Here is a 25,582-nt window from a genome sequence, read left to right on the forward strand (position 1 = left end):
TCTAGCCGCCGAACCGGCGTTTCAGGTTGTGATTCAGAGGATGTTTCAGATCCGGATCGCGGTTGGCTGCCATAACGAACTCGGCATGGGCCTGCAGCTCTCGGGTCGCAATCAGGGCCGCCTCCAGGGCGCGGCGACCCTCTTCGCCGCTAACCAGGGGGCGGCGACCTTCACGCACGCAGGCGATGAAGTCCTCGATCTCCCGCTCCAGCGCATCGACCTCTTCATAACTCACTTCGGCGATATCCGCCGCGGCCGTGCCGCCTTCTCCATCAGTCTTACGGGCGATGATCATTGTCTGGGTGTCGAAATTCACGCTCAGGTAGCTGCTTGGCTGAAAGATGCGCATACGCCGTTCGGTCTTGAAGCTGATGCGGCTGGCGGTGATGTTCGCCAGGCAGCCGTTGGCGAATTTGACCCGCGCAGAGCAGATGTCCTCGTGGTCGGTGAATACCGGCGCCCCGGCGGCGTCAATGGAAAGGATCGGTGAATCGACCAGTGAGAGCACGAGGTCGATATCGTGGATCATCAGGTCGAGAACCACATTCACATCGGTGCTGCGGCCGCTGAACGGGGTGATGCGGACCGAGTCGATGTAGAGCGGCCGGCTGACATGACGCTGCAGCGCCTGCGCGACGCCGGAAAAGCGCACCAGATGACCGACCTGGAGTACCAGGTGCTTGGTTCTGGCGAGGGCGATGAGGGCATCCGCCGTCGCGAGGCTGTCGGATATCGGTTTTTCCACGAGCACATGAATGCCCGCAGTCAAACAGTCGCGGGCGATGCCGAAATGCGCCTGGGTCGGCACCGTGATGCTGGCGGCTTTCACACACCCCAGGAGCTCTCGATGATCGCTGACCGCCGGAACACCGAGCGCAGAGCCGACTTCGGCGGCACGTTCCGGGTTGATATCGGCGATACCGACCAGCTCCGCAGAATCGGAGGCGGCAATCTTTTTGGCATGGTAGAGGCCGAAGTGGCCCGTACCAATGACGGCCATCGGCAGTTTGCCAAGCATCAGGGGACCTCCGTGCGCGGCTTTGCATCCTGCACAAGCGCTAAAGTGGGTCCCCCTGTCGCCACGCTTGCAATCTAACAGTGCTTTATATTGGCGCTTCGGCGGTGTTTGTCTATGGCGGATTGTGGGTCAAATAACCGTATCCGGGCAAGGATAGTCGGGGGCCGACCATCGGTCGGTCTTGCCGTTGGGTATCGCCGGACTGGCCCCGAAGGGTCTGAGCGGCTATGGAAAGGCATGTTGGATGCGCGCCTTCGCCAGATCATCGACCCGCCGCTCGACCGGATCGGCCGGGGCTGCGCGCGTCTGGGGATTACCGCCAACGGGGTCACGGTCACCGGTTTCCTGGTCGGCTGCGGCGCCTGGGCGATGCTGGCCCTGCAGAGTTACTGGTGGGCCCTGGCGCTGATCCTGCTGAACCGCCTGGCCGACGGCCTGGACGGGGCGGTGGCGCGCCATGGCCGCATCACCGATCTCGGCGGTTATCTCGATATCGTGCTCGACTTCCTGTTCTATGCCGGGGTGGTCTTCTTCTTCGCCGTCGGCCAGCCGGACCAGGCTCTGCCGGCGGCCTTCCTGATCTTCTCCTTCATCGGCACCGGGGCCAGCTTCCTGGCCTTTGCCGCCCTAGCCGCCAAGTTGGGTATCACCACGGCGGCGCGCGGGAAAAAATCGATCTACTACCTCGGCGGCCTGACCGAAGGGACGGAGACCATCGCGCTCTTTGTCGCCATTTGCCTGTTCCCGCAGTTCTTCGCCTGGCTTGCCTGGATCTTCGGCGGTCTCTGCTGGCTGACCACGGCGGTGCGCATCTATTCGGCGGTGCAGACTTTCAGGAATTGATTGTCGCCGCGCCGGTCTTTCATCGTTCTTAGCTATCAAAGGAAATGTGCGGATGATCAAGAGCTTCAACCCGCCCGGCGTCTGGGCGCCCTTCGGGGCCTTCTCCATGGGTGTGGTGCAGGGCGAAGGGCAGGTCGTCTATCTGAAGGGGCAGGTTTCGCTCGACCCCGGCGGCAAGATCGTGGGCAAGGGCGACATGCCGGCCCAGGTGCGTCAGGTTCTGGAGAACATCCAGGCCGTGCTCGGCCATGTCGGCGGCACCATGGCGGACATCGTCTCGCTCACCCAGTACGTGACCGACATCGAAGCCTTCATGGCCGCCGGTGCGGTGCGCAAGCAGTTCTTCGCGGAGCCCTTTCCGGTGACCACCACCGTCGAGGTCGCGCGGCTCTATGAACGCGACCTCTTGGTCGAGATTACGGCAATTGCCGTAATCCCCCGAGACCGCTTCTCAGCGGCAGGCCTGTAGCGGCCTGTCGGGCCGGGGTTTCAGGTGACGCCGGCGGAGGGCGCTTAAGAAACACCTCTCCGCCGAGTCAGGACTGTGATCTAGTCGGCGTCTGGGAACGAGCAGGTGATCCCGTCGGGCCCTTGGCTCAGGCCGCCCTCGGCTTTGTCGCAGGCGGTTGTGAAATCTTCGATGCAGTGCGTCGCCGAGGCGGGCGAACAAGTAAGATCGACTGCCGCTGTTCCCGGCCGGGTCGCGAGACCGAAAGCGCGCTTTACCTCGCCCCGGTTCCGGACCACCACCTTTTTCATGCTCTTCTTTTTGGTCTGGGCGATCTGCTGGTCGCCGGCTGTGTCGGCAAAGCCCGGCACTTGTGCACCGGCGATAGCGAACAGGGCAAAGGCAGCGACAGTCATGGATAGAATCTTCATGGAATCGTCTCCATCTTGGTTGTGCGCCGACCCACATCGGCGCCAACTTGATTGGCGACTGCGCCGCCGTAATACAGCGATGTTTCCTAAGAATTCGTTACGTAATCAATAGGCGAGGTCTGTCGACGCTGGCCGTTGTGCCTTGTGGCGCCCGCCTGCACATTTCGATTAGCATGGGTTTCAGCCGTCCGCAGCGGGACGGCATCCATTAAAGGTCGTAGAAGGCAGGTCTGACATGCTTGAAATCGAAGCGCCGCCCCAACTGGTGCTGACCATCGACATTCTCGCGGTGATCGTCTTCGCCGTTTCAGGCGCCCTGGTCGCCTCGCGCAAGCGCCTCGATATGGTCGGCTTCATGTGGCTCGCGGTCTTGACCGGTGTCGGCGGCGGCACGGTTCGCGACCTGCTGCTCGACGTGCCGGTGTTCTGGATGGTCGCGCCCCACCACATCATCGCCTGTCTGGTCACGGCGGGGGTCGTGCACTTCACCGCGCACCTGATGGAATCGCGCTACCGGCTGCTGTTGTGGTTCGATGCCCTGGGCCTCGCCCTGGTGACCGTGGCCGGCACCGCCAAGGGCCTGGACAACGGCACCGGCGCGCTGGTCGCGGTGGCCATGGGCGTGGTCACCGGCACCGTGGGCGGGATCGTCCGCGACCTCATCGGCAACGAGCCCTCGGTGATCCTGCGGCGCGAGATTTACGTGACCGCCTCGGGGCTCGGCGCCTGCACCTACGTCATCCTGGCCGAACTGGCGTTGCCGGCGCTGCTCGCCGGTGCGGCCGGCGTTCTCGTCACCTTTACCGTGCGCGGCCTTGCCATCACCTACAACTGGTCAATGCCCGCCTACCGCCACCGCCCCGGCCGCACCCTCAAGGAGATCGAGGATCTGCGGAAGTAGGAGGGCGAGGGCCGGCGTGGACGGAGGTGCATCTAACGGCCGATCAAGCTCAAACAAGAGCGGCTCATGTTGAGCCTCTCTGCACTTAAGAGTTAGAGCCATGGCTTAAGAGTTTGAGCCGTGGCGAAACGCCGGTTGCGCCTCCGCTGCGACCGGCTCAAGATAATTTCTTGAACGGCGGGCTACATGGGGAAACACTCTATGAAACATCGTCTCAATTTCTTCACCTGCCTGCTCTTGGTTGTCCCGCTGGCTGCGCTGCCGGTGCAGGCACAGCAAGTGGCCGGTCAAGTCGAACGTCAGAAGGGCACGGCCAGCCGCAGTGCAGCCGATGGCACCGTCGATCTGGTGCAGGGCGCTCGCGTCTATGTTGGTGATGAGATCCGCACCGGCCCGGGTGCGCGGCTACAAATCCGTTTCGACGACCAGTCGATGCTCACCTTGAGCCAGGATGCACGTATCACCATCGACCAATTCATCTATGCACCCGGCAGCGACTCCAACCAGGCGCTAGACGTTGCTCAGGGCGTGTTCCGCTTTGCCACTGGCCAGATTGGCAAACTGACGCCGCTCCGCGTCTCCGTCACGACACCGGTGGCGACCATCGGCATCCGGGGCACCGTGTTCCTCGGTGGCGAACTTACCGTGGGCATGCCGCCCGGTCAGCCGCATTACGGATTTCAGATCACTGAAGGCACAATCGAGGTGACCTCGCCGGCCGGATCCGTGGTGCTTGACGAGCCGGGTGAAGGCACTTTTCTGCCTCTCACCCGCATTGCCGCGCCAACGCCCGTCCGGCAATGGACCGAGGAGGAAGCGGCCGAGGCTGAGGCCGCCTTAGCGTTCTAATGATCGACGTGAGCCGCCTTATAGGCATGCGGCGGCCTTGTGAGGTTCTCGGCTAGGTAAACGGTCGAGACGACGAGGCCTTATCGATCTGATCTTGGTGCTGCAGGACGACCGACCTGACAGCGCCTAAAGGTGATTTATCCGCTTCTGGCACTTCGGTGCCGTTCTGGTTTCAGAGTTGAGCGTCTGCCAGAATTGAGAACGCGGACATGACTGCCGCCCGAAAAGAAAAAGGCCCACCGGAACCAACCGGCGGGCCTTCGGTGTTTTCGGTCTAGGCGTTACTCCGCCGCCGCTGAAGCAGCCTCGTCCTCAGCCACCGGGTGGGCGGCCATCAGCTCCAGGGCCTTCACCATGGCGGAGTGGTCCCAGCCGGCGCCGCCGTTGGCCTTGCAGGTGTTGAACAGCTCCTGTGCCGTTGCGGTGTTGGGCAGCGCGACGCCCAAGGCTTTCGCCCCTTGGAGGGCGAGGTTCAGGTCCTTCTGGTGCAGCTCGATGCGGAAGCCGGGGTCGAAGGTGCGCTTGATCATACGCTCGCCGTGGATCTCCAGAATGCGCGAGGTCGCGAGGCCGCCCATCAGGGCCTGGCGCACCTTGGCCGGGTCGGCACCGGCCTTGGAGGCGAAGACCAGCGCTTCGCCGACGGCTTCGATGGTGAGCGCGACGATGATCTGGTTGGCGACCTTGGTGGTCTGCCCGGCGCCGCTTGGCCCGACCAGGGTGATGTTTTTGCCCATCAGTTCGAAAACCGGCGTCGCCTTGGCGAAGGCGGCCTCGCTGCCGCCGACCATGATGGTGAGGGAGGCGGCCTTGGCGCCGACCTCGCCGCCGGAAACCGGCGCGTCGAGATAGTCGCTGCCCAGAGCGGCGATCTTCGCGGCAAAGACCTTGGTCTCGATGGGCGAGATCGAGCTCATGTCGATCACCAGTTTGCCGGCGCCCAGACCCTCGGCCACGCCGTTCTCCCCGAACAGCACGGTTTCGACCTGGGGCGTGTCGGGCACCATGATGATGACGATTTCGGCGGCCTCAGCCACGGCCTTCGGCGAGTCGAGGATGGTCAGGCCCTTCTCCAGCAACTCGGCCGGCGCCGGAGTGCGGTTGACGGTGCTGAAGACTTCGTGCCCGCCGTCGATGAGGTGTCCGGTCATGGGCGCGCCCATGATACCCAGGCCGATGAATCCGATTTTTGCCATGTCTTCCGTTCCTTTTTTTGTCGTTCTTCGCCGTGCCGAATTTATTCGGCGGCAGCGGTAGCCGCCAGATAGGGGCGCAGCCAGCCGAGACCTTCGGAGGTGCCGGCTTTGGGTTTGTACTCGCAGCCGATCCAGCCTTTGTAGCCCATGCGGTCCAGCGCGTCGAAGACGAAGGGATAATTGATCTCCCCCGTGCCCGGCTCGTGCCGACCCGGCGTGTCTGCCAGCTGCAGGTGCGGGATCCTGTCGAGGTTCGCCTCGATGGTGCGCACCAGATCCCCCTCCATGATCTGCATATGATAGATGTCGTACTGGAAGTAGAGGTTGTCCGAGCCGACAGAGTCGATCACCGCAAGCGCCTGCGCCGAGGTGTTCAGATAGAAGCCGGGCATGTCGATGGTGTTGATCGCTTCAATCAGCAACTTGATACCCGCTTCCTTGGTTTTCGCCGCGGCGAAGCGCAGGTTTTCGACATAGGTTTCGTCAAGCTGCTCAGGGTCGGCGCCCGCCGGGCGCAGGCCCGCCATGGTGTGCAGTTGCCCGCAGCCCAGCGCCTGGGCGTAATCGATTGCCGTGCCGACGCTGTCCTGGAATTCCCCGACCCGGTCCGGCAGGCAGGCCAGGCCGCGCTCACCCGCGTCCCAGTCGCCTGGGGGCATGTTGTGCAGCACCTGGGTCAGGCGGTTGCTTTTCAGGTTCTCGACCAGAACGTCTTTCTCAAAACCATAGGGAAAGAGGTACTCGACGGCCTGGAAACCGTCCTTCGCGGCGGCGGCGAAGCGGTCGAGGAAGTCATGCTCGCCGTAGAGCATGGACAGGTTGGCGGCAAACTTGGGCATGATATGGGTCCTCCTGAAAGTCCGGGCGCAGCCTAAACGGCGGGCTCCAGTTCGCTGATATCTTCGTCGATCCCGGCGTTCTCCCGGGTGATCGGCACGCCGTCGGTCCCCAGCGAGGGGTCGAGGCAGAGAATTTCTTCGAACTCGTTCACCGCGTCCAGCTCGGTGCCCATGGACACGTTGGTCACGCGCTCCAGGATGAACTCTACCACAACCGGCACCTGGAATTCGGCCATCAATCGATGGGCCTCCGCGAAGGCCTCCTTGAATTCGTTGGGGCTCTTCACGCGGATCGCCTTGCAGCCCAGCCCCTCGGCCACCGCGACGTGGTCGACGCCGTAGTCGCCCAGTTCGGGCGCGTTCACGTTCTGGAACGAGAGCTGCACGTTGTAGTCCATATCGAAGCCGCGCTGCGACTGGCGGATCAGGCCAAGGTAGGAGTTGTTCACCACCACGTGGATGTAGGGCAGCTTGAACTGGGCGCCGACGGCCAGCTCTTCGATCATGAACTGGAAATCGTAGTCGCCCGAAATAGCGACGATCTCGCGCTCCGGGTCGGCTTTGCGCACGCCGAGCGCCGCCGGCATGGTCCAGCCCAAGGGGCCGGCCTGGCCGCAGTTGATCCAATTGCGCGGGTGGTAGACGTTGAGGAACTGCGCCGCGGCGATCTGCGACAGGCCGATGGTGGTGACGTAGCAGGTGTCGCGCCCGAAGACCTCCTTCATTTCCTCATAGACCCGTTGCGGCTTTAAGGGTACCGCGTCGAAGTGGGTTTTGCGCAGCATATGCTGCTTGCGGTGCTGGCAGTCGCCGGCCCAGGCGCTGCGGTCTTTCAGCTTGCCGGCGGCCTGCCACTCCCGCGCGACCTCGACGAAGAGCTCCAGCGCCGCCTTGGCGTCGGAGACGATGCCGTAGTCGGGCATGAAGACGCGGCCGATCTGGGTCGGTTCGATGTCCACGTGCACGAACTTGCGATCCTTGGTGTAGACGTCGATGGAACCGGTATGGCGGTTGGCCCAGCGGTTGCCGATGCCGAGCACGAAGTCGGACTGCAGGAAGGTGGCGTTGCCGTAGCGGTGGCTGGTCTGCAGGCCCACCATGCCCGCCATCAGCGGGTGGTCGTCGGGGATCGAGCCCCAGCCCATCAGGGTGGGGATGACCGGAATGCCGGTGATCTCGGCGAAATCGACCAGCAGGTCCGAGGCATCGGCGTTGATGACGCCGCCGCCGGCGACGATCAGCGGTTTTTCCGCGTCGTTCAGCATGGTCAGCGCCTTTTCGATCTGGCGGCGCGATGCGGCGGGCTTGTAGAGCGCAAGGGGCTCGTAGGTGTCGTCGTCGAACTCGATCTCGGCCATCTGCACGTCGACCGGCAGGTCGATGAGAACCGGGCCGGGCCGGCCCGAACGCATCAGATGAAAGGCCTGCTGGAAGACCCGCGGCACCAAGGCCGGTTCCTGCACCGTGACCGCCCACTTGGTGACCGGCTTGGCGATGCTTTCGATGTCGACGGCCTGGAAATCCTCTTTGTTCAGCCTGGCGCGCGGCGCCTGACCGGTGATGCAGAGGATCGGGATCGAATCGGCCGAGGCGGAGTAGAGCCCGGTGATCATGTCGGTGCCGGCGGGCCCGGAGGTGCCAATGCACACCCCGATGTTTCCGGCCTTGGCGCGGGTGTAGCCCTCGGCCATGTGTGAGGCGCCTTCGACGTGGCGCGCCAGCACATGGTCGATGGACTGGCGCTCACGCAGCGCGGCATAGAGCGGGTTGATCGCCGCGCCCGGAACCCCGAAAGCGGCCTTGATGCCCTCTTTCTCCATGACGCGGACGGCGGCTTCGGCGGCAGTCATCTTGGGCATGGCCCGGCTCCCTTCTTTGCTTTTCGCGTTTATCTGTTGATCCAACATAGGGTCTACGATTTCAGAGTCAATAAAAATGGAAAACTATTCCGCATTGTGGAAAACAATTTATTCGTGCCAATGTTTCTGGGCTTTTTTTGCTGGTATCAGGGCTATGTTTTGCGGAACCACATACCAAAATTCGACCGATCCGGGCTTTTTGAGGACCTTTCTGGCTTACATGACGGCCTCTTCGTCCCTATGCTGCCTCCACACAGGGGGCCTGTGATTTGAAACTGGTGGAGTCTTGAGAATGGCGAGAACGGCAGCACGGACGCGCGACACGGCGAAAGGCCCTCTGCGCAAGCCGGCGGCTCAGGGTGGGCAGGTTCAGTCCCTTGATCGCGCCATTTCGATCCTGGAGCGCCTGGCCGAGGCCGACGGTATGAACCTGACCGACCTCTCCCAGTCAGTGGGGCTTGCTCCCTCAACGACGCACCGTTTGCTCACCACGCTGCAGCAACGCCGCTTCGCGGATTTCGACGAGGAATATGGTGTCTGGGTTGTCGGGGTCGGCGCTTTCAATGTCGGCAACGCCTTTCTGCGGTCGCGCAAGATCGTCTCACTTGGCCGTCCGGTGATGCGGCGCCTGATGGAAGACGTCGGTGAGACCATCAATCTGGCGGTCGAGGACAAGGGCGAGTTGGTTTACGTGACCCAGTTCGAAAGCCATGCGCCGATGCGCGCCTTTTTTCGGCCGGGGCGCCGCGCGCCGATGCATTCCTCTGCTGTCGGCAAAGCCATGCTGGCGGAAATGAAGGAGGAGGAACTGCGCGATTTCCTTCATAAGAAGGGCATGCAGCGCTTTACCGATCACACCATCGTCGATCCGGCGGTGTTGCGCCAGCAGTTGCAGCAGATCCGCCAGCGCGGCTGGGGGCTGGACGACGAAGAGCATACCATTGGTATGCGTTGCGTCGCTGCAACCATCCATAACGAGCACAGCGAAGTGATTGCTGGAATCTCGATCTCCGGTCCAAGCGTGCGCGTAACCGAAACCCGCCTGGGCGAACTGGGGGCCAAGGTGGTTCAGGCCGCCGAGCAGATCACCGAGCAGATCGGCGGCATCGTACCCCGTGCCTCCGGGGGCGCCCTGGCCTGATGGCCGCCAGGCCTCTATGGCCGGTTTCCCCTGGCTTTCGGTAACCTGAGCGGGCAATCCTCCCTGCCTTTGCAATGGCGGACATGCCGGCCTGCAGGCGATTCGCGAGGCGGATAAGCTGCGCCGAAATGCAACCAAAAGGAATGTGAGAGAAAACACGTCGACGCCATTCTCTGCGGAGTAGTATAGAGGCACTTGGGGATGCAGATTTTGGTCGAAGAATTCACCTTGCTGGCCTCTGCGGCCGATGTCCTTGCGGTTTTCCGACAAGGCAGCGTCCGTGGTCATGCCACACGATGGTCACAGTCCCGGCAGAGGCAGCCGGGCAAGCTGTGTAAGGTTGCGCGTCGGCTATCGGGCCGGGCCGTTGGGGGAAAGGGAAGGTTGCGATGGCCATTCGTCGTTGGCTGACGGCAATCGGTCTTGGGGGCCTCGCCGATACTTTTGAAGAGAACGACGTCGATCTTGAGATCGTGCCGGATCTCAGTGAGGAGGATCTGCGTCAACTCGGCCTGACCTTGGGCCAGCGCAAGCGTCTGCTGCGGGCCGCACAGGCGCTTGGCGGCGCCGAAGAGGATTCCCAAAGCAGCGTCGGCGCAAAAATCGAAAGAGTGCCTGCCGAGCGTCGCCACCTGACGGTGATGTTCTGCGACATTGTCGGTTCCACCGTGCTCTCAGAGCGTTTGGAGGCAGAAGACCTCCTGGAGGTGGTGCGGCGCTATCAGACCTACTGCGCCTCTATCATCGGAACCCATGAGGGCTTCATCGCGCGTTACGTCGGCGACGGCATCCTGGCCTATTTCGGCTACCCGATGGCCCATGAGGATGCGCCGGCTCATGCCCTGCACGCGGCTCTCAGCATCACCGAGGGGATCGGCGCCCTTGAAATGCCGGCGGACACGCAGTTGGCGGTGCGCATCGGCATCGCCTCCGGTGTGGTGATCGTCGGCGACCTGATCGGTGGCGGTGCCGCCGTCGAACAGCCGGCGATTGGTGTGGCGCCCAATCTGGCGGCCAGGGTTCAGGGGGTTGCCGGGCCGAACGAGATCGTGGTGGCCGACGTGACCTATCGCCTGACCCAGGATGCTTTCGACTTCGAGGACATGGGAAGCCGCGAGTTTCACGGCATCAGCGAGCCGGTGCGGACCTGGCGCGTGCTGGGTGAGCACAGAGGGGATCGCACCGATGTGAATTTCGGACGCTGGACCCAGACGTCCTTCGCCGACCGCAGCGAGCCGCTCGACCTGCTGCGCGCGCAGTGGCAGCAGGTGCAGGACGCGCGGGGGCGGGTGCTGGTAATCTCCGGAGAGCCTGGTATTGGCAAGTCACGCCTGACCCATCAATTCCTGCGGGGGGTCGAGCAGGAAGCCACGATTCAGATCTACCAGGCGACGCCCTACAACCAGGATTCGCCGCTGCACCCGATCATCCAACGGTTTCGCCTGATCGCCGGTATCGACCATGGCGACGGGCCGGTGGTGGTTCGCGAGAAGCTGGCGGCCATCGTGCAGGGCGAGGGTGCGGAGCGCGAGGCGCGGGTCGAGATCTTCGCCAAGCTGCTGACCCCGGTTTCGATCGACAATCCCCAGTCGCAGAGCGCTGCCAAGCAGAATCGCGAACGGACCCTGCAGGCGATCGTCGACTATTTCGCCGTGCTCAGCCGGATACAGCCTGTCGTTGTCGTCGTTGACGATTTTCAATGGCTCGACCCGACGTCTATCGAACTGCTGGACCGGGTTATCCATTCGATCGCTGACAAGCGTGCGCAGGTTCTGGTCACCTCGCGCAGCGGTTTTCATGCCCCCTGGGAGGCACTGGCCCATGTGACGCAGTTGGAACTCGGGCGCCTGCCGGCCAAGGATACCCAGGCGCTGATTGCCAGCCTCGCCCAGGGAACCGCCCTGTCGAAAGCGCTGGTGGGTGAGATCGCGGAAAAGGCCGACGGGGTTCCTTTGTTTGTCGAGGAGCTCACCAAGTCGGTGATAGAGCTCGATTTCGAACGGTCGATCAGGGGCAAGAGCCGTTCGCGCAAAGAGGCTTCGCGGGTGCCGATCTCGCTTCACGATTCGCTGATGGAACGGCTCGACCGGGTCGGTCCGGCAAAGGTTGTCGCTCGTGTCGGCGCAGTGCTGGGACGTTCCTTCTCGCGCGAACTGATTTCCACGGTCGGCGGTTTTGATCCGGCGCATCTGGATGCGGCACTCGTTACCCTGTCGGATGCCGGTCTGGTGCTTCGCGAAGTCGACCAGCGCGGCAAGGAAAACTTCGTCTTCAAACACGGCCTGGTGCAGGAAGCGGCCTACGCTTCTTTGCTGCGCGAGGAACGCCAACGGCTGCACGCCGAAACGGCTCAGGGCCTGCGCAAGCTGCGCGCGCGCATCGAAGAAGAACGCCCCGATCTCTTGGCCCATCACGTCAGCGCCGCCGGTTTGCATGAGGAGGCCGTGCGGCTCTGGCTTCGGGCTGGTCGGCTCAGCCTGGCCCAGTCGGCAATCGTCGAGGCGGTTCACCACCTGCGCCGCGGCCTGGATGCGCTGGACGAACTGTCGGACAGCAAGGAGGCCAAGGCGCTGCGGCTGCAGTTGCTGATCCACCTGGGCCCGGCCCTGATCGCTTTGCATGGCCCGGGGTCAAGCGAGGTGGAGGAAATCTACAGTCAGGGTTACGAGCTGTGCCGCAGCCTGCCTGAATCCCGCGATCACTTCCCGGTCTACTGGGGCTGGTGGCGCCGCTCGCGCGACTTCAACGAGATGAGCCAGCGCGCCGATGAGTTGTTGGGGCGGGCGCAGGCACGTAACGATGAGGAGCTGATGCTGCAGGCCCATCACTGCCAGTGGGCTTCGCACTTCAACAGCGGCGATTTTCATGGCTGCATGGATCACATCTCCAGCGGCCTGGCGCTCTACGAGAAGGGCGACTACCGCACCCACGCCACCCTCTACGGCAACCACGACGCCAAGGTCTGCGGCCACGGCGAGCGCTCCCTGGTTTACTGGCTGCTGGGCAAGCCGGAGGAGGCGATGGAGTCCGAGCGTCTGGCGCAGCGCTGGATGGAGGCCTTGGGCCACGGCGGCAGCTGGATGCATCTGAAGGACATCAACATCATGCATCGCCTCTATCGGCGCGATGCGGTCGAGGTTCTGCGCATCGCCCAGGAAATGATCGCCTTTGCCGAGGACCAGGGGTTTTCCGATCATCGCGCCAAGGCTTTGGTCTTTTGCGGCTGGGCCCATGCCAGGCTTGGCGATCCGTCAAAGGGGCTGAGCGAAATCCGCGAGGGCCTGGAGCGCCAGATCGCCATCGGCACCGAAGAAGACTTTCCGGTCTACTACGACATGTTCGCCGAAGTGCTGGCCCTCAACGGCCGCATCGACGAGGCCCTTGAAGAGACGACGGCGGTGCAGGCGAAGTTCGAGGCCATGGGATTGCGGATCTGGGCGCCGGAGCTGCGCCGGCGCATCGGATATTTGCTGCAGCTGCGGATGCCCAATGACCCGGAACCGGCCATTGCGGCTTATCAAGGCGCGCTCGATCTTTCCACCGAGCAGGGCGCGCGGACCCTGGCCTTGCGGGCCGCGACCAGCCTGGCGGGCCTGCTGAGAGGACAGGGCTTGAGCGATGTTGCCCGCGAGACCCTGGAGCCGCGCCTGGTCGGGCTGGAGGCGATGGCCGGTACGGCCGACTATGCCGCTGCGACGGCTCTTCTGGCGACGGCGCGCGGACGCAACAGCAGGTGAGGGCAGGCGTGGAACCGAGCCGGCGAAATGAGGTCGAGGGTACGGCGGCACCGGGTTCGGCCAAGATTTACCGCGGCGGTACCCATCGCTGCCGGCGGCCGGCGGACACGCTGGCCCGGGTTCTGCCTTTGGCGGCGCAGATGGGTATCACCCGTCTGGCCAACGTAACGGGGCTCGATAGCATCGGCATCCCGGTGTATATGGCCAGCCGGCCGCTGTCGCGCTCGGTTGCCGTCTCCCAGGGCAAGGGCCTGACGGCAGAAGAGGCGAAGGTCTCCGCCTTTATGGAGGCGGCGGAAACCTATCACGCGGAGAACATTACGGCGCCGATCAAGATGGCTTCGTTGAACGAACTCGGCGAGAGGCATGCGGTCATCGATGTGTCGGGCCTGCCGTACTCGGCCCTGGGCGCGTTTCATTCGGAGCGCCGCATTCTTTGGATTGAGGGTGAGAGGCTCGGCACCGGTCGGGACGCTTCCCTCTGGGTGCCCCTGGAACTGGTCTCCACCGATTTCACTTTGCCGCAGCCGCCCGGCAGTTTTGCCTTTCCTGCCAACACCAACGGCCTGGCCTCCGGCAATTCGCTGGAGGAAGCCCAGCTCCACGCGCTCTGCGAGTTGATTGAGCGCGATGCCCTCAGCCTTTGGCGCCTCGGCGGCGATGCCGTGCGCGCGGCCAGCAAGCTGGACCCGGCGACGGTTGAAAGCTCAGCCGCGCAGTCGCTCCTGGCGCGCTATCGCGATGCCGGACTGAACGTCGGCCTCTGGGATGTGACCGCCGATACCGGTGTACCGGTGTTCTGTTGTGCGGTGGCCGAACCCAGCGACACGGCGGTCGAGGCGGAACTGGGGGCGGGCTGTCATCCCGACCGGGAAGTGGCGTTGCTGCGGGCGCTGACGGAAGCCGCCCAGTCGCGCACCACGCGGATTGCCGGGTCACGCGACGACTATGTGCCGGAGAGCTACGATTCTGCCGCCAAGCTGGCCCGCAACCGCACGGCACAGCTTTGGCTGTCCGACCCGCCGCGCCGCAGCTTCGCAGATACCCCCAACCTCGCCGGACAGACCATTGACGAGGATCTCGGCGCCGTTCTGGCACGCCTCGCGGCCCTGGGAATGGATCAGGTGGTCTCCGTTGATCTCAGCAAGCCCGAGGTCGGCATTCCGGTGGCCCGGGTTGTGGTTTCGGGCCTGGAAGGGGCTTATCAGGGTGAGGGCAGCGACTACCGGCCCGGGAACAGGGCAAGGGCCCGCGGTTTGACGCTGCCGACTTGGCGGCCTGAGGTATGAGACCGGCGGTTTTCCTCGGCCCCAGTATGCCGCGACAAGACGCGGAAGCGCTGCTTTCAGCAGATTTTCACCCCCCGGTTCGTCAGGGCGATGTCTACCGGATCGTGCGGGAGAAACGGCCGAGCGCCATTGCCATCATCGACGGCTACTTCCAGGAAGTGCCCTCGGTCTGGCACAAGGAAATCCTCTGGGCACTGGATCAGGGGATCGCTGTTTTCGGGGCGGCCAGCATGGGGGCCCTGCGGGCGGCCGAGCTGGAGCGCTTTGGCATGCGCGGCGTGGGTCGGGTCTTTGAGGCTTTCCGGGATGGCATCTATCCCCCCTACGCCAATGACGTTTTCGAGGACGACGACGAAGTTGCCGTCATTCACGGTCCGCCGGAACTGGGCTTTCCCGCGCTTTCCGATGCCATGGTCGATCTGCGGTCCACCTTTGCGCGGGCGGCTGAAGAAGGCGTGATCGACGAGGCCTTCCGCGACCGGCTGGTCTCAGCTTTCAAGCAACGCTTCTATCGGGAGCGCAGCGTGGCAGACCTTCCGGATGTTCTCGCCGGTCTCGATGCCCCGTCTTCGCTCTGCGAGGCCCTGCAGGCCTGGCTGCCGGGCGGGCGCGTCGAACAGAAACGCGACGATGCCAAGGCACTTCTCGGCATTCTGGCGCGGGAGAAACCAACCGATGACAACAAAGCAGATGACAACAAAGCGAAGGACTGTGTCTTCGTTTTCGAGCGTACGACGCTTTGGGCGCAGTTCATCGAAGCAAGCCATGATCGCTCAAGCGGTTATGGTGCTGCTGCCGGCAAGGTGACGGCGGCGGAAAACCGGGTGTTGGACGAGCTGCGGCTGAACCCGCCGCTCTTTGCCGAACTCCGTCCCTTGGCCGCCTTGCGCTATGCCTGCCTCTCAGGCAAAGCCATGGACGCGCCGGGCGATGTGGAACGGCGTGCCGCACTCAACCGCCTGCGCCGGCGCATGGGGCTGTGGTCGCGCGATGCACTGGAGACCTGGGCGCGGGTCAACGACCTCGACCGTGCCGGTCTTGACCGGCTGATCGAAACCGAAGCGCTCATCGAGCAGCAGGCCACCAGTGCCGCTTCAGGGTTGGACGCCTTCTTGCTTGACATTTTGCGTAGCGAAAGTCGCTATGAAGCTTTGGCGCGGCGCGCCGTCAGCAAAGCCGAGAGCGAGGCGGATGACGAATCACGGGGAATTGATTCACTGACGCCGGCGTTTCTGGTGGACTGGTTTTTTGAGGAACACCTTGGCAAGGCTGCGCCGCATGATCCACGCGCAGTCTCCGAAGAGCTTGGGTTTGCCACCTTTGATAGCTTTGTGGAGGCGCTGGCGCGCGAGTATCGTTACGCCCGCCGGCTTTCGGCGGGGGATGCGGAGCCGTGACGCGGTGTGCGGACGATGGAGCCTGTGAGCCTGGGGGATGGTGATGCTGACCGATAGGCACTTGCGATTGGACGGTGTGGCGGGTGGTACCCGCTTTCGCCTCTTTCCGCAGATGCCCGATCTTGAGGGCTTTGCGGAACCGGAAACCGTTCTGGTCTCGCCGCGCCCGGGCACCATCGGGGCCGGTCCCTTCGATGGCGCCATGCGGGTTGTCGATCCGATCGACAAGCCGGAGCCCTACGCCTTTCCGGACATGCCGCCCTTCCAGGGCGCTGTCTTCCCGCCGGCCGTTCCGAATCGCGATGGCCACTTCGATCACATTCCCTTGGACAGCCGGCAGTTTCTCTCTGCGCATATGTACGGCTCCGTCCGTTTCGTTCTGGACATCTGGGAGAGCTACTTCGGCAAGATGGTCGATTGGTACGATCCGCGCGACGGTTTCCTTGTGGAACTGGTGCCGCAGGTTGCCTGGGACAATGCGCATGCGGGTATCGGATTCATCGAGACCGGCGGGCGGATCAATCGCCATGGCGAGTACCAACCCTTTGCATTGAATTTCGATGTGCTGGCCCATGAGGTCGGTCATACCCTGCTGTTCTCCGAACTGGGGATCCCCAGCTCTGCCGGTCTGACCCCGCAGTTCCTGGCTTTCCACGAATCGATGTCGGACATGGTTGCATTGCTCTCCACATTGCACTTCGAGAGCATCACCGACGATCTGATCGATCGGACCGGCGGCAACCTCTATGTCCTGAATTTTCTCAACCGGATTGGCGAGTTGTCCGACAGCGAACAGATCCGCGTCGCCAGCAATTCTGCGGTCATGGCGGATCTCGCGGATCTGCAGCTTGCACCCGATGGAGAATGGATCGATCCGACCGGCCAGGGCCGCAACGGGCATCACCTGGCGCAGCCGCTGACCGGCGCGATCTTCGATTCCCTTATTGAAATCTATCAGGATGGGCTGGCGCAGCGCGGGCTCATCGCCGGCGGTCTCGACCCCCGCGGCTGGGACCGCGAGGCGGTGGCCGGCAGCCTGGAGGGCTTCCAGGCCGCCTCGTCCAACAGCCTCGCGCTGCATCGCCCGGCTTTTCTGGACGCACTGAACGAAGCGCGCGACATCGTTGGCCTTGCTCTGGCGCGCACCTGGCGACGGCTTGATCCCAATAACCTCAGCTTTGCCGATGTGGCGGGAACCTACCTCGATGCGATGGCCGAGTTGGGGCAGGGGCATAATCTGGAAGCCTTTGCGCGCGACTTTCTTGCCCGCGGTATCGATGTTCCCGGCATCAATGTTCCGGGCATCAATGTTGGGGGTGGCGGGCGCCCGGTTGAAGATTCTCCGCCGCCTGCATCGGCGCCTTACCTCGTGCGTTGGCAATGGATCCAACGTCGGCGGAGGAACCTGTCGGACGCGCAGGCAGGCGTGCCAGAAGGTGTTGATTCTTACGAGCGCGTGTATCGCATGTTTGACCACAGTTTCAGGTTGGGAATGTGAGCAAGCTCACTTGCTGCCTTGCAGGTTGCCGCTATGATCGCCGAAGGGGCGCAGCAAGCTGGGCGATTGGATTCTTTTACACAGCAGATGCTTAGTTTATTCTGGAGGAGGGGAAATTAATGGCCGATGACAATGACAAACGTGGAGACGTGTCGATCTTTGACGAAACACTTCTGGCTTCATCGCAAGTGAGGCTCTTTGGAAGGGTCTTCCGCGGGTTGAAGATCGATGAGGAGGGGCTGGGGGCGTTCAATGACGACAAGCGGCCGTTCAACAAAAACCCGCTGACGGATAAGCTCGATCCGGAGCTGAAGCCGGGTTTGGCGCGGATCTATGGGTTTTCTTTCGAAGGCAGCTATTACAAGCTTCAGGCGCCTTATGTCTTCCTGGTCCATGGGCCCGGCGTTGACATCAAAGAGCCGACGAGCGTTGCCGATACCGGCATCGAGATGAAGGACGAGCGTTTTCTCGAAGGCGTGAAAATGTGGTCCTATGACAAGGTGGATTTCTCGGTGCGCATCGACATCGTCAGCGGCTGGATGGAAGAGATTCTTCTCGATGCGGCGATCGGCAATACCAGCAACATGACGGCTGGTGAGTTTACCACCCGGGCCGACATGGGCGCGCGGGCGGATATGACGTCGCGGGCGGATATGACGGCCAGGGCCGACATGGCCATGCGCAGCCGCTTCAAAGGGTAAACAGCGGCGGACGCCGGCTTAGGAGAAGCCTCTACCAGGCAAGGCTGCGCAACAGGAACCCAGGCGTGGCCTGGTAGTGGCGGGTGAGGCGCGCCAGGCGGTTCTCGAAATTCGGCCCGTCGTCGGGGCTGCCCAGGTCATCACAGTGGATACCCTGCAGGATGAGGGCGCTGGCCATGCCGACGCCGGCAGCCCCGGCGACGTCGTGAGCCAGCGAGTCGCCGATTGCGAGGACTCGGTCGGCGGGGGTCGGCGCGATGGCCTCCAGTATCGAACGGTACACCAGGGGATGGGGCTTGCCGACATAGAGCACCCTGCCGCCGGCTTCCTCATAGCTTGCCGCCAGGGCTCCCGGCGCCGGCTGCAGGCCGTCAGCCGTAATACCGGTGACATCGGGGTTGGCGCAGACCAGCGTCAGTCCCTTGTTGCCGGCCTGTATCAGGATCGACAGGAATTCGTCGGCGGCCGGCGGCATTTCGCCGAAACTTGCCAACAGCATGAAATCGGCCTGCGAAACATCGTCGACCAGATCAATGTCCAGGCCGTCCAACAGCGCCCGTTCTGCAGCGCCCCCAAGGGCCAGGCAGCGCAGTGGCTTCCCGCTGTTGCCGCCTTCACCGCGCAATTCGTCCGGGGCGTCGCCGAGAAATGCGCGCGCTACTTCGCCCGACGTCACGAAGTCTTCATAGAGTTCGGGCGGAATGCCGAGCGTGGTAAGGCGCGCCGCGTTGGATTCTTTACGCTTACCGGAGTTTGAGAGGATGAAGACCCGCTTACCTGCATCGCGCAGTGCCGCAAGGCAGTCCAGCACGGCGGGATAGAGTTCTGTTCCGTTGTGCAGGACGCCGTATTGGTCCAAGGCAAAGACATCAAACCGCGGCGCGGCCGCGCTGAGGCCCTCCAGCAAGACAGGCTTCATAACAGTCTCATCGCTTTCTTGTTCTGCATCAAAAGGTTGCGGCGGCTGGTGCGGTCGCCGGGCTGGCCGGCGTTGGTAGGGCTGGTTTTGACCCGGGTGTCATATTTCTGCAAAGCACCGGCGTTAGCTTCAAGGCAAAGAACGTGAAACCTCAGGGGCTGTAGACCTTCCGGCAGCATGACACGCCGCGATCCCCCTCTGTCTGCCCTTCAATAAAGCTTATCATCAGGGCTTGCCATATTTTGATATTTTGACAATTATGAAAATATGGATGAGAACAGATCGATACAGGCGCTGGCCGCGCTTGCTCAGTCGACCCGGCTGGCGGTTTTCCGCCTTCTGGTTCGCGAAGGGCCGGCCGGGCTTGCGGCGGGCGTCCTGGCTGAGCGGCTGGAGGTTCAGCCGGCCACCCTCTCGTTTCATCTGGCCCAGTTGGAGCGGGCGGGCCTGCTGGTCTCGCAAAGGCGCAGCCGTCAGATCATCTATGCGGCGGATTTTGCCGGCATGCGTGGGCTTGTGGACTTCCTGTTGGCGGACTGCTGCGGTGGCCGCCCGGAAATCTGCGCCGGTCTTGCGGGATCGCTGGTGGCAGCTGGCAGGCGGGACAAGCCAGCGCCGGCAGCGTGAGATCGGTGGCGAGGGGCCCTGGAGGCGGCAAAACGTTCACCTGTTGCGATAACTCAGGAGCAAAGGCAGACATGAACAAAGGCGGCATGACTGACAGGGTTTACAACGTCCTCATTCTTTGCACCGGCAATTCCGCCCGCAGCATCATGGCGGAATCGATTCTCAACCGGGTGGGCGCCGGTCGGTTCAAGGCCTACAGCGCCGGCAGCCATCCGGCCGGCCGGGTTCACCCCTATGCGATCGATCTGTTGAAGAGCCTCAATCACCCGGTCGATCATCTGGCCAGCAAGTCCTGGGATGTTTTCGCGGGCGAGGGCGCGCCCCGGATGGATTTCGTCTTCACCGTCTGCGACAACGCGGCGGGCGAGGCCTGTCCGCTCTGGCCGGGCGCGCCGATGCGGGCCCACTGGCCTTTCCGCGATCCCGCGGCAGCCGAGGGTTCCGAAGCGCAGAAGCGCCAGGTCTTCGCCGATGTCTACGGGCAGATTCACAAGCGGGCGGAGATTTTCGTGAACCTGCCCATGAGCGCTCTCGATAAGCTCAGCCTGCAGAAGCGCCTGGACGAGATGGCGGCTTCCTTTTCAGAGTCCGCTTGACGCGAAAGGCCTGATGTCGTGAACCAGGATCTTGCCCGCCGTCTCGCCGCAGAAGCCCTCGGCACCGCTTTTCTGCTGGCCGTGGTAGTCGGCTCCGGCATCATGGGTGAGAGCCTGGCCGGTGGGAATACCGCCATCGCCCTCCTCGGCAACACCATCGCCACCGGCGCGATCCTGGTGGTCTTGATCCTGATTTTCGGGCCGCTTTCCGGCGCCCATTTCAACCCGGCGGTCACGCTTTCCTTCGTGATGCAGGGCAAGCTGGAAAAGCGTGTCGCCCTGCTTTATGTGGCGGTGCAGATTGCCGGGGCGCTGGCCGGCATGCTGATCGCCCATGCCATGTTCGAAGAACCGCTGTTCCAGGCCTCCGCGAAGCTGCGCACGGGGCCTGCGCAGTGGCTGGCGGAGTTCGTCGCCACCTTCGGTCTGCTGGCCACCATTCTCGGCTGCGTCAGGTTCCGGGTTGAGGCCGTGCCCTTTGCGGTAGGGCTCTACATCACCGCCGGTTATTGGTTCACGGCCTCGACCTCCTTTGCCAATCCCGCCGTTACCATCGCGCGCAGCTTCACCGATACCTTCTCCGGCATCAGGCCGCTGGATGCACCGGGCTTCATCGTCGCCCAGCTGCTGGCGGCCGTGGCGGCAACCCTGGTTTTCGGCTGGCTGCTGGCGCCCCGGGCCGCGGCATCCCGGGCCGCGGAACGGGCTGCCGAATAGGCCCACTGGTTCTCTCCGGTTTTGCGCTTTAGGATGCCGGCCCTGACATCCTGAGGCACGAGGGACAGTTATGAAGGTCGACGGCAAGCCATACAGAACCATCTGGGTCAACGGCGACGGTTGGTCGGTCGAGATCATCGACCAGACTAGGATGCCGCACCGCTTCGAAACCGTGACCCTGAAGACCGTCGCCGATGCGGCCCATGCCATCAAGGCGATGCTGGTGCGCGGTGCGCCCCTGATCGGCGCCACGGCGGCCTACGGCGTTTGCCTCGCTCTGCGCGAAGACGACAGTGACGAGGCCATCGACCGCGCCCGCGACCTGCTGATCGAAACGCGGCCGACGGCGGTAAACCTGCGCTGGGCCCTGGACGAGATGCGCGAGGCCCTGCGCAACCGCCCGCGCGGCGAGCGCCTTGAAGCGGCCTACAGGCGTGCGGCGGAAATCTGCGATGAAGACGTGGAGATCTGTCGCTCCATCGGCCGCCACGGCCTTAAGCTCATTCAGGAAATCGCGGCGAAGAAACCGGCGGGCGAGCCGGTGAACATTCTGACCCACTGTAACGCCGGCTGGCTGGCGACCGTCGACTGGGGCACGGCGACTGCGCCGATGTATATGGCCTTCGAAGACGGCATTCCGGTTCACGTCTGGGCCGACGAGACGCGGCCGCGCAACCAGGGTGCCTCGCTCACCGCCTGGGAGCTGGGCCATCACGGCGTGCCGCACACGGTGATCGCCGATAACGTCGGCGGCCATCTGATGCAGCACGGCCAGGTCGACCTCTGCATCGTCGGCACCGACCGCACCACGGCCTCCGGCGACGTCTGCAACAAGATCGGCACCTACCTGAAGGCCCTGGCCGCCCACGACAACGGCGTGCCTTTCTACGTCGCGCTGCCGTCGCCGACCATCGACTGGACGGTACACGACGGCGTGAAGGAAATCCCCATCGAACAGCGCAGCGGCGAGGAGGTCTCCCGGATGACCGGGCGCACGGCGGCGGGTGCCATCGAGACCGTGACCATCACGCCCGACGGCAGCCCGGTGGCGAACTACGCCTTCGACGTGACGCCGCGGCGCTACGTCACCGGACTGATCACCGAACGCGGCGTCGCCGAGCCCTCGCCGGAGGGTCTGGCGGCCCTGTTTCCAGAGCGGGTGGGGAGAGGCTGACCGTGAGGTCTCATATCGGCCGAAGAAATGCACTGTTGTTGCTTGCGACGGGAGCAGTTGGAGCGTTGGTTCATCCCGCGACAGCCTGCACCGTCGGATGGCCATATGAGCCAGAGAAGCCGTTTAGCGAGGCTTATCTGCAAGAAGGATACACTCTGTTTCGCGGAACCGTGGTCGACTATGAAGTTGTGGGCCACTATGGCCTTGTGAGCTTTGCGGTTACACAAACATATCGAGGCCTCAGAGAGCGGGCCTGGAGGGCTGTTTGGGCCAACAGCACGTTTGGTGTTCCTAAAGATCTGGATAGCTTCAAGGTTGAAGTAGGTAAAGACCTAGTCGTCGCCTTGCGGGATGGCGGCGGCTTCTTTGACCCGAAGGGCATTACGCTTCGTTGGAAACCGGTGATCGTACAAGACTCTTGCCGTGAGCCTGCGATGCAGAAGTTCGTGGTTATGGAACCAGTTCTTAAAAAGGCCGGTTTGATCGACTGACTCAGTCTATCGGCTAGTTTCGAAAGAACGCCTCGGTCTCCTCATCCGCCGGGAAGAAGTGTTCGACCCGCACCTCCTGCAGGGTCACGTCGAAGGGCGTGCCCAGGGTGGTGATGGTGGTGAAGAAACTCAGGCGGTGGCCGTCCTTCTCGAAGACCGTGGTGAGCACCGGCGCGCGCCATTCGTGGGCGGTCTCCAGCGGGCAATGCTGCGGCACATCGGGATAGGTGTTGAGCGCCGCGATCAGGTCGACAATGTCCTGTGGCTCGCCGCTGGCGATCGATTCCGCCCGCAGGCGGCAGAGCAGGAAGTGGGCGACCTTCTCCCAATCCCGGATGTAGGGCCGTAAGCCGTCGGGACTGAAGAGCGCGTGCATCAGGTTCGGGCGGCCGCCGGTGGCCAGATCGGACTGGGCATTAGCCATGAGAAGCGCCATCAGCCGCCCCGCCCCTTCGTTGGCCCGCTGCAGATTCGCCAGATGGTCGATGACCACCGCCGGATAGGGTTCGTGCTTCTGCAGCAGGTGGTCCAGTGCCTTGGTCACGGCCGCCATTTCCGGCTCCGACAGATCGCTTTCCCGGTAGCGTGGTGCAAAGCCCGCGGCCAGCAACAGGGCGTTGCGTTCGCGCAGGGGAATTTCCAGGGCCTGGCCGAGGGACAGCACCATGCCCTCGCTGGGCCGCGCCCGGCCGGATTCGAGGAAGGAAAGGTGGCGCTGGGAGACGTCGCAGCGCAGCGACAGCTCCAGCTGGGAGATGCGCCGCGACTGCCGCCAGGCCTTCAGACGCTGGGGAAAGCTCTCGCTGCGGCTCAGGGTGGTCATCAGGTTCATTCCCGCAGTCTGGCCAAACGATGCACAAGCGGCAATTACCTGCCAGGTAATTGCGGAGCCGCCGCGTGGACGACAGTCTGCCGTCCAATCGACGTGAAGGCCAACACTCACAGCATCAACACTCACGACAAAGGAGTTTTTCCATGTCTGCTCAAGTGTCTGCTCAAGCCCCCCTCTACGAAGCAAACGACGGCCTGCTGCGCACCGCGTTGAAGGCCAACGCCGGCCTGTCCCTGACGGTGGGCCTGATTCTGGCCCTGGCCGGCGGCCCGCTGGCGGCCTGGATAAGCCCGCTTCCGCAAACGCTCTTCGGTCTCTCGACCGAAACCCTGCTGCGGTTGACCGGCGTTGAGTTGATGATCTTCGCCGCCCTGCCGTTCTGGGTCGCGCGGCGGGACCGCTTGTCGCTGCCGCTGACCCGGCTCGTCATCGCGCTGGATCTGCTCTGGGTCGCCGGTTCCGCGATGCTGCTTTTCGCCCTGCCGGAGACTCTGACCGCGACCGGTGCCTGGGCCGTCGGGCTTTCCGCCCTGCTGGTTCTGGATTTCGTTCTGCTGCAGGCTTTCGGCCTCTGGCAGCTCTACCAGGGCAAGTCAGAACTCACCCTGCGCTGGGAAGGCAGTGATCTGCACATCCATGCTGAAGGCCTGGTGGACGCGCCGGCCGAGGTTGTCTGGCAGGTGATGGCCGATCAGGAAGGTTATGCGGCGGTCGCCGACAACATTGCCGACGTGAAGGTGGTGGAGGGGCAGGGCCTCGGGATGATCCGGCGCTGCAGCGATGCTTCGGGGCAGGCCTGGAGCGAGCGCTGCACGCTTTGGGAGGAGGGCAGGGCTTTCACCTTCGTCGTCGACACCGATGCGCCGGACTATCCCTATCCGCTGGACTACCTGCAGGGCCGCTGGTCCATGATGCCGGCGGGGGACCTGATCAGCGTGAACATGGATTTTGTCGTCCGGCCCAGGCCCGGGCTGCTGAAGGCTCTGCAGTTCCGTATTCTGCTGGCCGTGCTGCTGCCGGTCTGTGACCGTCTTCTGACGAATTGGGCAACCCGTATGCAGAGCGAGGCGGCGGCCGCCTGGGCCCAGCCGGGCCTGCGCAAGACCGCCTGAAGTCCTGAGAGGGGGCGTCGCCTTGGCGCCCTCCTTCCGGCCTATGCCTCCGGCGCCACCAGTTTGCGGTAGAGGTGCCAGGTGGTGTGGCCGAGAATGGGCAGGGCCACGAAAAGCCCGATGAAGAAGGGGCCGATGGCGATCATCAGCAGGATCATGATGACAAAGGCCCAGCCGATCATCGGCACCGGATTGGTGACCACCGCGCGCACCGAGGTGATCATGGCGGTGACGAAGTCGAGTTCCCGTTCCAGCAGTAGCGGGAAGGAGACGACGGTCAGGGAAAACAGAACCAGGGCCATGGCGGCGCCGATGACATGCCCGATCGCCAGGAACATCAGGCCTTCGGGGGTGCCGAGCACGACCGAGACGAAAGCGTCCATGGTGGTCGGTGCGCGCAGGCCGATGAAAAGGGCGATGAGGATGCGCACCTGGTACATCCAGACCACCAGCACGAAGAGCGAGACGAAGGCCATCCAGCCCAGTTCGCGCTTACGCTGGGCAAAGACCACGCCCAGAACCCCGGGCCAATCAAGGGCTTCGCCCGCTTCGCGGCGCCGGCTGACTTCATAGAGGCCGACGGCAACGAAGGGCCCGATGAGGGCGAAGCCGACCGCCAGGGGATAGGAGATGTAGCTCATGCCCAGGGCCGAGGCGGTCAGCACGATGAGCATCCCGCCCAGGGCATAGACCCCGCCGAAGAACAGACCGAAGCGGGGCGCGGCGCGGAAATCACGCAGCCCCTGGCCCAGGGCGTCGACGATGTCGCCGGCGCCGATGGTCAGAACCTGCGGCGCGGCTTTTGGTCTTTCGCCGCTGTTCTCGGCCCCCTCAGAGGCCACGGGTTTTTCGTCCTGGCTCATCGCTAGTGTCATATCCCACAAGCCAAGACCTTCCCTTGATCTGGATCAGGGCGGCATTTGGCGCCGTTTCCAAGGCTCTCCACCGTTCCCGGCAAGTCTGCTAC

General features: G+C 63.5%; 25 protein-coding genes. 16 read left to right on the top strand and 9 right to left on the bottom strand.

Annotated features, from left to right (window positions below):
• Position 1: 1 nt before the first annotated feature.
• Positions 2–1,018, bottom strand: a complete 1,017-nt coding sequence (locus HBA54_RS18800; protein ID WP_167227471.1) for a Gfo/Idh/MocA family protein — start codon at positions 1,016–1,018, stop codon at positions 2–4.
• A 237-nt stretch (positions 1,019–1,255) separates the two neighbouring features.
• Here HBA54_RS18800 and HBA54_RS18805 point away from each other — a divergent pair, with 237 nt between their 5' ends.
• Entirely contained in the window at positions 1,256–1,861 is a 606-nt protein-coding gene (locus tag HBA54_RS18805) for a CDP-alcohol phosphatidyltransferase family protein (RefSeq protein ID WP_167227473.1), read from the top strand.
• A gap of 52 nt (positions 1,862–1,913) precedes the next feature.
• Complete coding sequence (locus HBA54_RS18810) at positions 1,914–2,330, top strand: RidA family protein (protein WP_167227475.1); 417 nt, start codon at positions 1,914–1,916, stop codon at positions 2,328–2,330.
• 80 nt (positions 2,331–2,410) lie between these two features.
• Here the strand turns inward: HBA54_RS18810 and HBA54_RS18815 are convergent, their stop codons facing one another.
• Entirely contained in the window at positions 2,411–2,740 is a 330-nt protein-coding gene (locus HBA54_RS18815) for a hypothetical protein (RefSeq protein WP_167227477.1), read from the bottom strand.
• Positions 2,741–2,975: 235 nt separating this feature from the next.
• On the opposite strand from HBA54_RS18815, the gene HBA54_RS18820 reads away from it, so the two are divergent.
• Positions 2,976–3,641: a trimeric intracellular cation channel family protein gene (locus HBA54_RS18820; RefSeq protein ID WP_167227479.1), complete on the top strand. Its 666-nt coding sequence runs from the start codon at positions 2,976–2,978 to the stop codon at positions 3,639–3,641.
• A 201-nt stretch (positions 3,642–3,842) separates the two neighbouring features.
• A complete protein-coding gene (locus HBA54_RS18825; RefSeq protein WP_167227481.1) occupies positions 3,843–4,490 on the top strand; it encodes a FecR family protein in 648 nt (215 codons plus the stop codon).
• Positions 4,491–4,771: 281 nt separating this feature from the next.
• Here HBA54_RS18825 and HBA54_RS18830 read toward each other — a convergent pair whose 3' ends face one another.
• From HBA54_RS18830 to gcl, 3 genes are read right to left on the bottom strand one after another with little or no spacing between them, the layout of a single operon-like run.
• Positions 4,772–5,686, bottom strand: coding sequence for a 2-hydroxy-3-oxopropionate reductase (locus tag HBA54_RS18830; RefSeq protein WP_167227483.1), 915 nt, complete (start codon positions 5,684–5,686; stop codon positions 4,772–4,774).
• Positions 5,687–5,727: 41 nt separating this feature from the next.
• Positions 5,728–6,525, bottom strand: coding sequence for a 2-oxo-tetronate isomerase (otnI, locus tag HBA54_RS18835; RefSeq protein WP_167227485.1), 798 nt, complete (start codon positions 6,523–6,525; stop codon positions 5,728–5,730).
• 32 nt (positions 6,526–6,557) lie between these two features.
• Positions 6,558–8,384: a glyoxylate carboligase gene (gene gcl, locus HBA54_RS18840; protein WP_167227487.1), complete on the bottom strand. Its 1,827-nt coding sequence runs from the start codon at positions 8,382–8,384 to the stop codon at positions 6,558–6,560.
• Positions 8,385–8,676: 292 nt separating this feature from the next.
• Here gcl and bhcR point away from each other — a divergent pair, with 292 nt between their 5' ends.
• The 6 genes from bhcR to HBA54_RS18870 all read left to right on the top strand — a co-directional run bounded on the left by bhcR (position 8,677) and on the right by HBA54_RS18870 (position 18,147).
• A complete protein-coding gene (gene bhcR, locus HBA54_RS18845; protein WP_167227489.1) occupies positions 8,677–9,525 on the top strand; it encodes an HTH-type transcriptional regulator BhcR in 849 nt (282 codons plus the stop codon).
• Positions 9,526–9,914: 389 nt separating this feature from the next.
• Positions 9,915–13,262, top strand: a complete 3,348-nt coding sequence (locus HBA54_RS18850; RefSeq protein WP_167227491.1) for an ATP-binding protein — start codon at positions 9,915–9,917, stop codon at positions 13,260–13,262.
• 8 nt (positions 13,263–13,270) lie between these two features.
• Positions 13,271–14,551 (top strand): YcaO-like family protein, encoded by a 1,281-nt coding sequence (locus HBA54_RS18855; protein ID WP_167227493.1) that lies wholly within the window; start codon positions 13,271–13,273, stop codon positions 14,549–14,551.
• Between the two features lie 26 nt (positions 14,552–14,577).
• Positions 14,578–15,948 (top strand): TfuA-like protein, encoded by a 1,371-nt coding sequence (locus tag HBA54_RS18860; protein WP_167227495.1) that lies wholly within the window; start codon positions 14,578–14,580, stop codon positions 15,946–15,948.
• 43 nt (positions 15,949–15,991) lie between these two features.
• Positions 15,992–17,446: a gluzincin family metallopeptidase gene (locus HBA54_RS18865; RefSeq protein WP_167227497.1), complete on the top strand. Its 1,455-nt coding sequence runs from the start codon at positions 15,992–15,994 to the stop codon at positions 17,444–17,446.
• 119 nt (positions 17,447–17,565) lie between these two features.
• Positions 17,566–18,147, top strand: a complete 582-nt coding sequence (locus tag HBA54_RS18870; RefSeq protein ID WP_167227499.1) for a hypothetical protein — start codon at positions 17,566–17,568, stop codon at positions 18,145–18,147.
• Between the two features lie 31 nt (positions 18,148–18,178).
• Here HBA54_RS18870 and HBA54_RS18875 read toward each other — a convergent pair whose 3' ends face one another.
• Entirely contained in the window at positions 18,179–19,066 is an 888-nt protein-coding gene (locus HBA54_RS18875; protein ID WP_167227501.1) for a TIGR01459 family HAD-type hydrolase, read from the bottom strand.
• Positions 19,063–19,245 carry a hypothetical protein gene (locus HBA54_RS18880; protein WP_167227503.1) on the bottom strand — a complete coding sequence of 61 codons (183 nt, stop codon included), beginning with the start codon at positions 19,243–19,245 and terminating at the stop codon, positions 19,063–19,065. Before HBA54_RS18880 ends, HBA54_RS18875 begins: the two co-directional genes overlap by 4 nt.
• An 88-nt stretch (positions 19,246–19,333) precedes the next feature.
• Here HBA54_RS18880 and HBA54_RS18885 point away from each other — a divergent pair, with 88 nt between their 5' ends.
• The 5 genes from HBA54_RS18885 (at position 19,334) to HBA54_RS18905 (ending at position 22,671) form a co-directional block, all read left to right on the top strand.
• A complete protein-coding gene (locus HBA54_RS18885) occupies positions 19,334–19,693 on the top strand; it encodes an ArsR/SmtB family transcription factor (RefSeq protein ID WP_167227505.1) in 360 nt (119 codons plus the stop codon).
• A gap of 86 nt (positions 19,694–19,779) precedes the next feature.
• Positions 19,780–20,289, top strand: a complete 510-nt coding sequence (locus tag HBA54_RS18890; protein ID WP_167227508.1) for an arsenate reductase ArsC — start codon at positions 19,780–19,782, stop codon at positions 20,287–20,289.
• Positions 20,290–20,307: 18 nt separating this feature from the next.
• Positions 20,308–21,006, top strand: a complete 699-nt coding sequence (locus HBA54_RS18895) for an MIP/aquaporin family protein (RefSeq protein WP_205944757.1) — start codon at positions 20,308–20,310, stop codon at positions 21,004–21,006.
• A 70-nt stretch (positions 21,007–21,076) separates the two neighbouring features.
• Positions 21,077–22,180 (top strand): S-methyl-5-thioribose-1-phosphate isomerase, encoded by a 1,104-nt coding sequence (mtnA, locus tag HBA54_RS18900; protein WP_167227511.1) that lies wholly within the window; start codon positions 21,077–21,079, stop codon positions 22,178–22,180.
• A 35-nt stretch (positions 22,181–22,215) separates the two neighbouring features.
• Positions 22,216–22,671, top strand: a complete 456-nt coding sequence (locus HBA54_RS18905) for a hypothetical protein (protein ID WP_167227513.1) — start codon at positions 22,216–22,218, stop codon at positions 22,669–22,671.
• Positions 22,672–22,684: 13 nt separating this feature from the next.
• Here the strand turns inward: HBA54_RS18905 and HBA54_RS18910 are convergent, their stop codons facing one another.
• Positions 22,685–23,494 (bottom strand): helix-turn-helix domain-containing protein, encoded by an 810-nt coding sequence (locus HBA54_RS18910; RefSeq protein WP_167227515.1) that lies wholly within the window; start codon positions 23,492–23,494, stop codon positions 22,685–22,687.
• Positions 23,495–23,646: 152 nt separating this feature from the next.
• Between HBA54_RS18910 and HBA54_RS18915 the strand changes: the two genes are divergently transcribed.
• A complete protein-coding gene (locus HBA54_RS18915; protein ID WP_167227517.1) occupies positions 23,647–24,615 on the top strand; it encodes an SRPBCC family protein in 969 nt (322 codons plus the stop codon).
• A gap of 41 nt (positions 24,616–24,656) precedes the next feature.
• On the opposite strand, the gene HBA54_RS18920 is transcribed toward HBA54_RS18915, so the two are convergent.
• The gene (locus tag HBA54_RS18920) at positions 24,657–25,478 is read right to left on the bottom strand and encodes a DUF2189 domain-containing protein (protein ID WP_167227519.1); all 822 of its coding nucleotides are present in this window, start codon (positions 25,476–25,478) and stop codon (positions 24,657–24,659) included.
• Between the last annotated feature and the right edge of the window lie 104 nt (positions 25,479–25,582).

The organism is Pelagibius litoralis (assembly GCF_011683915.1).
In the GTDB taxonomy this organism is placed as follows: Bacteria; Pseudomonadota; Alphaproteobacteria; order Kiloniellales; family Kiloniellaceae; genus Pelagibius; species Pelagibius litoralis.

Bases quoted from the DNA above. Each gene is read 5' to 3' on its own strand.
- HBA54_RS18825 (WP_167227481.1), top strand. From the start codon at position 3,843: ATGAAACATCGTCTCAATTTCTTCACCTGCCTGCTCTTGGTTGTCCCG.
- bhcR (WP_167227489.1), top strand. From the start codon at position 8,677: ATGGCGAGAACGGCAGCACGGACGCGCGACACGGCGAAAGGCCCTCTG.
- HBA54_RS18870 (WP_167227499.1), top strand. From the start codon at position 17,566: ATGGCCGATGACAATGACAAACGTGGAGACGTGTCGATCTTTGACGAA.
- HBA54_RS18860 (WP_167227495.1), top strand. From the start codon at position 14,578: ATGCCGCGACAAGACGCGGAAGCGCTGCTTTCAGCAGATTTTCACCCC.
- HBA54_RS18800 (WP_167227471.1), bottom strand. From the start codon at position 1,018: ATGCTTGGCAAACTGCCGATGGCCGTCATTGGTACGGGCCACTTCGGC.
- HBA54_RS18815 (WP_167227477.1), bottom strand. From the start codon at position 2,740: ATGAAGATTCTATCCATGACTGTCGCTGCCTTTGCCCTGTTCGCTATC.
- HBA54_RS18820 (WP_167227479.1), top strand. From the start codon at position 2,976: ATGCTTGAAATCGAAGCGCCGCCCCAACTGGTGCTGACCATCGACATT.
- HBA54_RS18810 (WP_167227475.1), top strand. From the start codon at position 1,914: ATGATCAAGAGCTTCAACCCGCCCGGCGTCTGGGCGCCCTTCGGGGCC.
- HBA54_RS18885 (WP_167227505.1), top strand. From the start codon at position 19,334: ATGGATGAGAACAGATCGATACAGGCGCTGGCCGCGCTTGCTCAGTCG.
- HBA54_RS18865 (WP_167227497.1), top strand. From the start codon at position 15,992: ATGCTGACCGATAGGCACTTGCGATTGGACGGTGTGGCGGGTGGTACC.
- HBA54_RS18805 (WP_167227473.1), top strand. From the start codon at position 1,256: ATGTTGGATGCGCGCCTTCGCCAGATCATCGACCCGCCGCTCGACCGG.
- otnI (WP_167227485.1), bottom strand. From the start codon at position 6,525: ATGCCCAAGTTTGCCGCCAACCTGTCCATGCTCTACGGCGAGCATGAC.
- HBA54_RS18850 (WP_167227491.1), top strand. From the start codon at position 9,915: ATGGCCATTCGTCGTTGGCTGACGGCAATCGGTCTTGGGGGCCTCGCC.
- mtnA (WP_167227511.1), top strand. From the start codon at position 21,077: ATGAAGGTCGACGGCAAGCCATACAGAACCATCTGGGTCAACGGCGAC.
- HBA54_RS18915 (WP_167227517.1), top strand. From the start codon at position 23,647: ATGTCTGCTCAAGTGTCTGCTCAAGCCCCCCTCTACGAAGCAAACGAC.
- gcl (WP_167227487.1), bottom strand. From the start codon at position 8,384: ATGCCCAAGATGACTGCCGCCGAAGCCGCCGTCCGCGTCATGGAGAAA.
- HBA54_RS18890 (WP_167227508.1), top strand. From the start codon at position 19,780: ATGACTGACAGGGTTTACAACGTCCTCATTCTTTGCACCGGCAATTCC.
- HBA54_RS18830 (WP_167227483.1), bottom strand. From the start codon at position 5,686: ATGGCAAAAATCGGATTCATCGGCCTGGGTATCATGGGCGCGCCCATG.
- HBA54_RS18875 (WP_167227501.1), bottom strand. From the start codon at position 19,066: ATGAAGCCTGTCTTGCTGGAGGGCCTCAGCGCGGCCGCGCCGCGGTTT.
- HBA54_RS18880 (WP_167227503.1), bottom strand. From the start codon at position 19,245: ATGCTGCCGGAAGGTCTACAGCCCCTGAGGTTTCACGTTCTTTGCCTT.
- HBA54_RS18910 (WP_167227515.1), bottom strand. From the start codon at position 23,494: ATGACCACCCTGAGCCGCAGCGAGAGCTTTCCCCAGCGTCTGAAGGCC.
- HBA54_RS18920 (WP_167227519.1), bottom strand. From the start codon at position 25,478: ATGAGCCAGGACGAAAAACCCGTGGCCTCTGAGGGGGCCGAGAACAGC.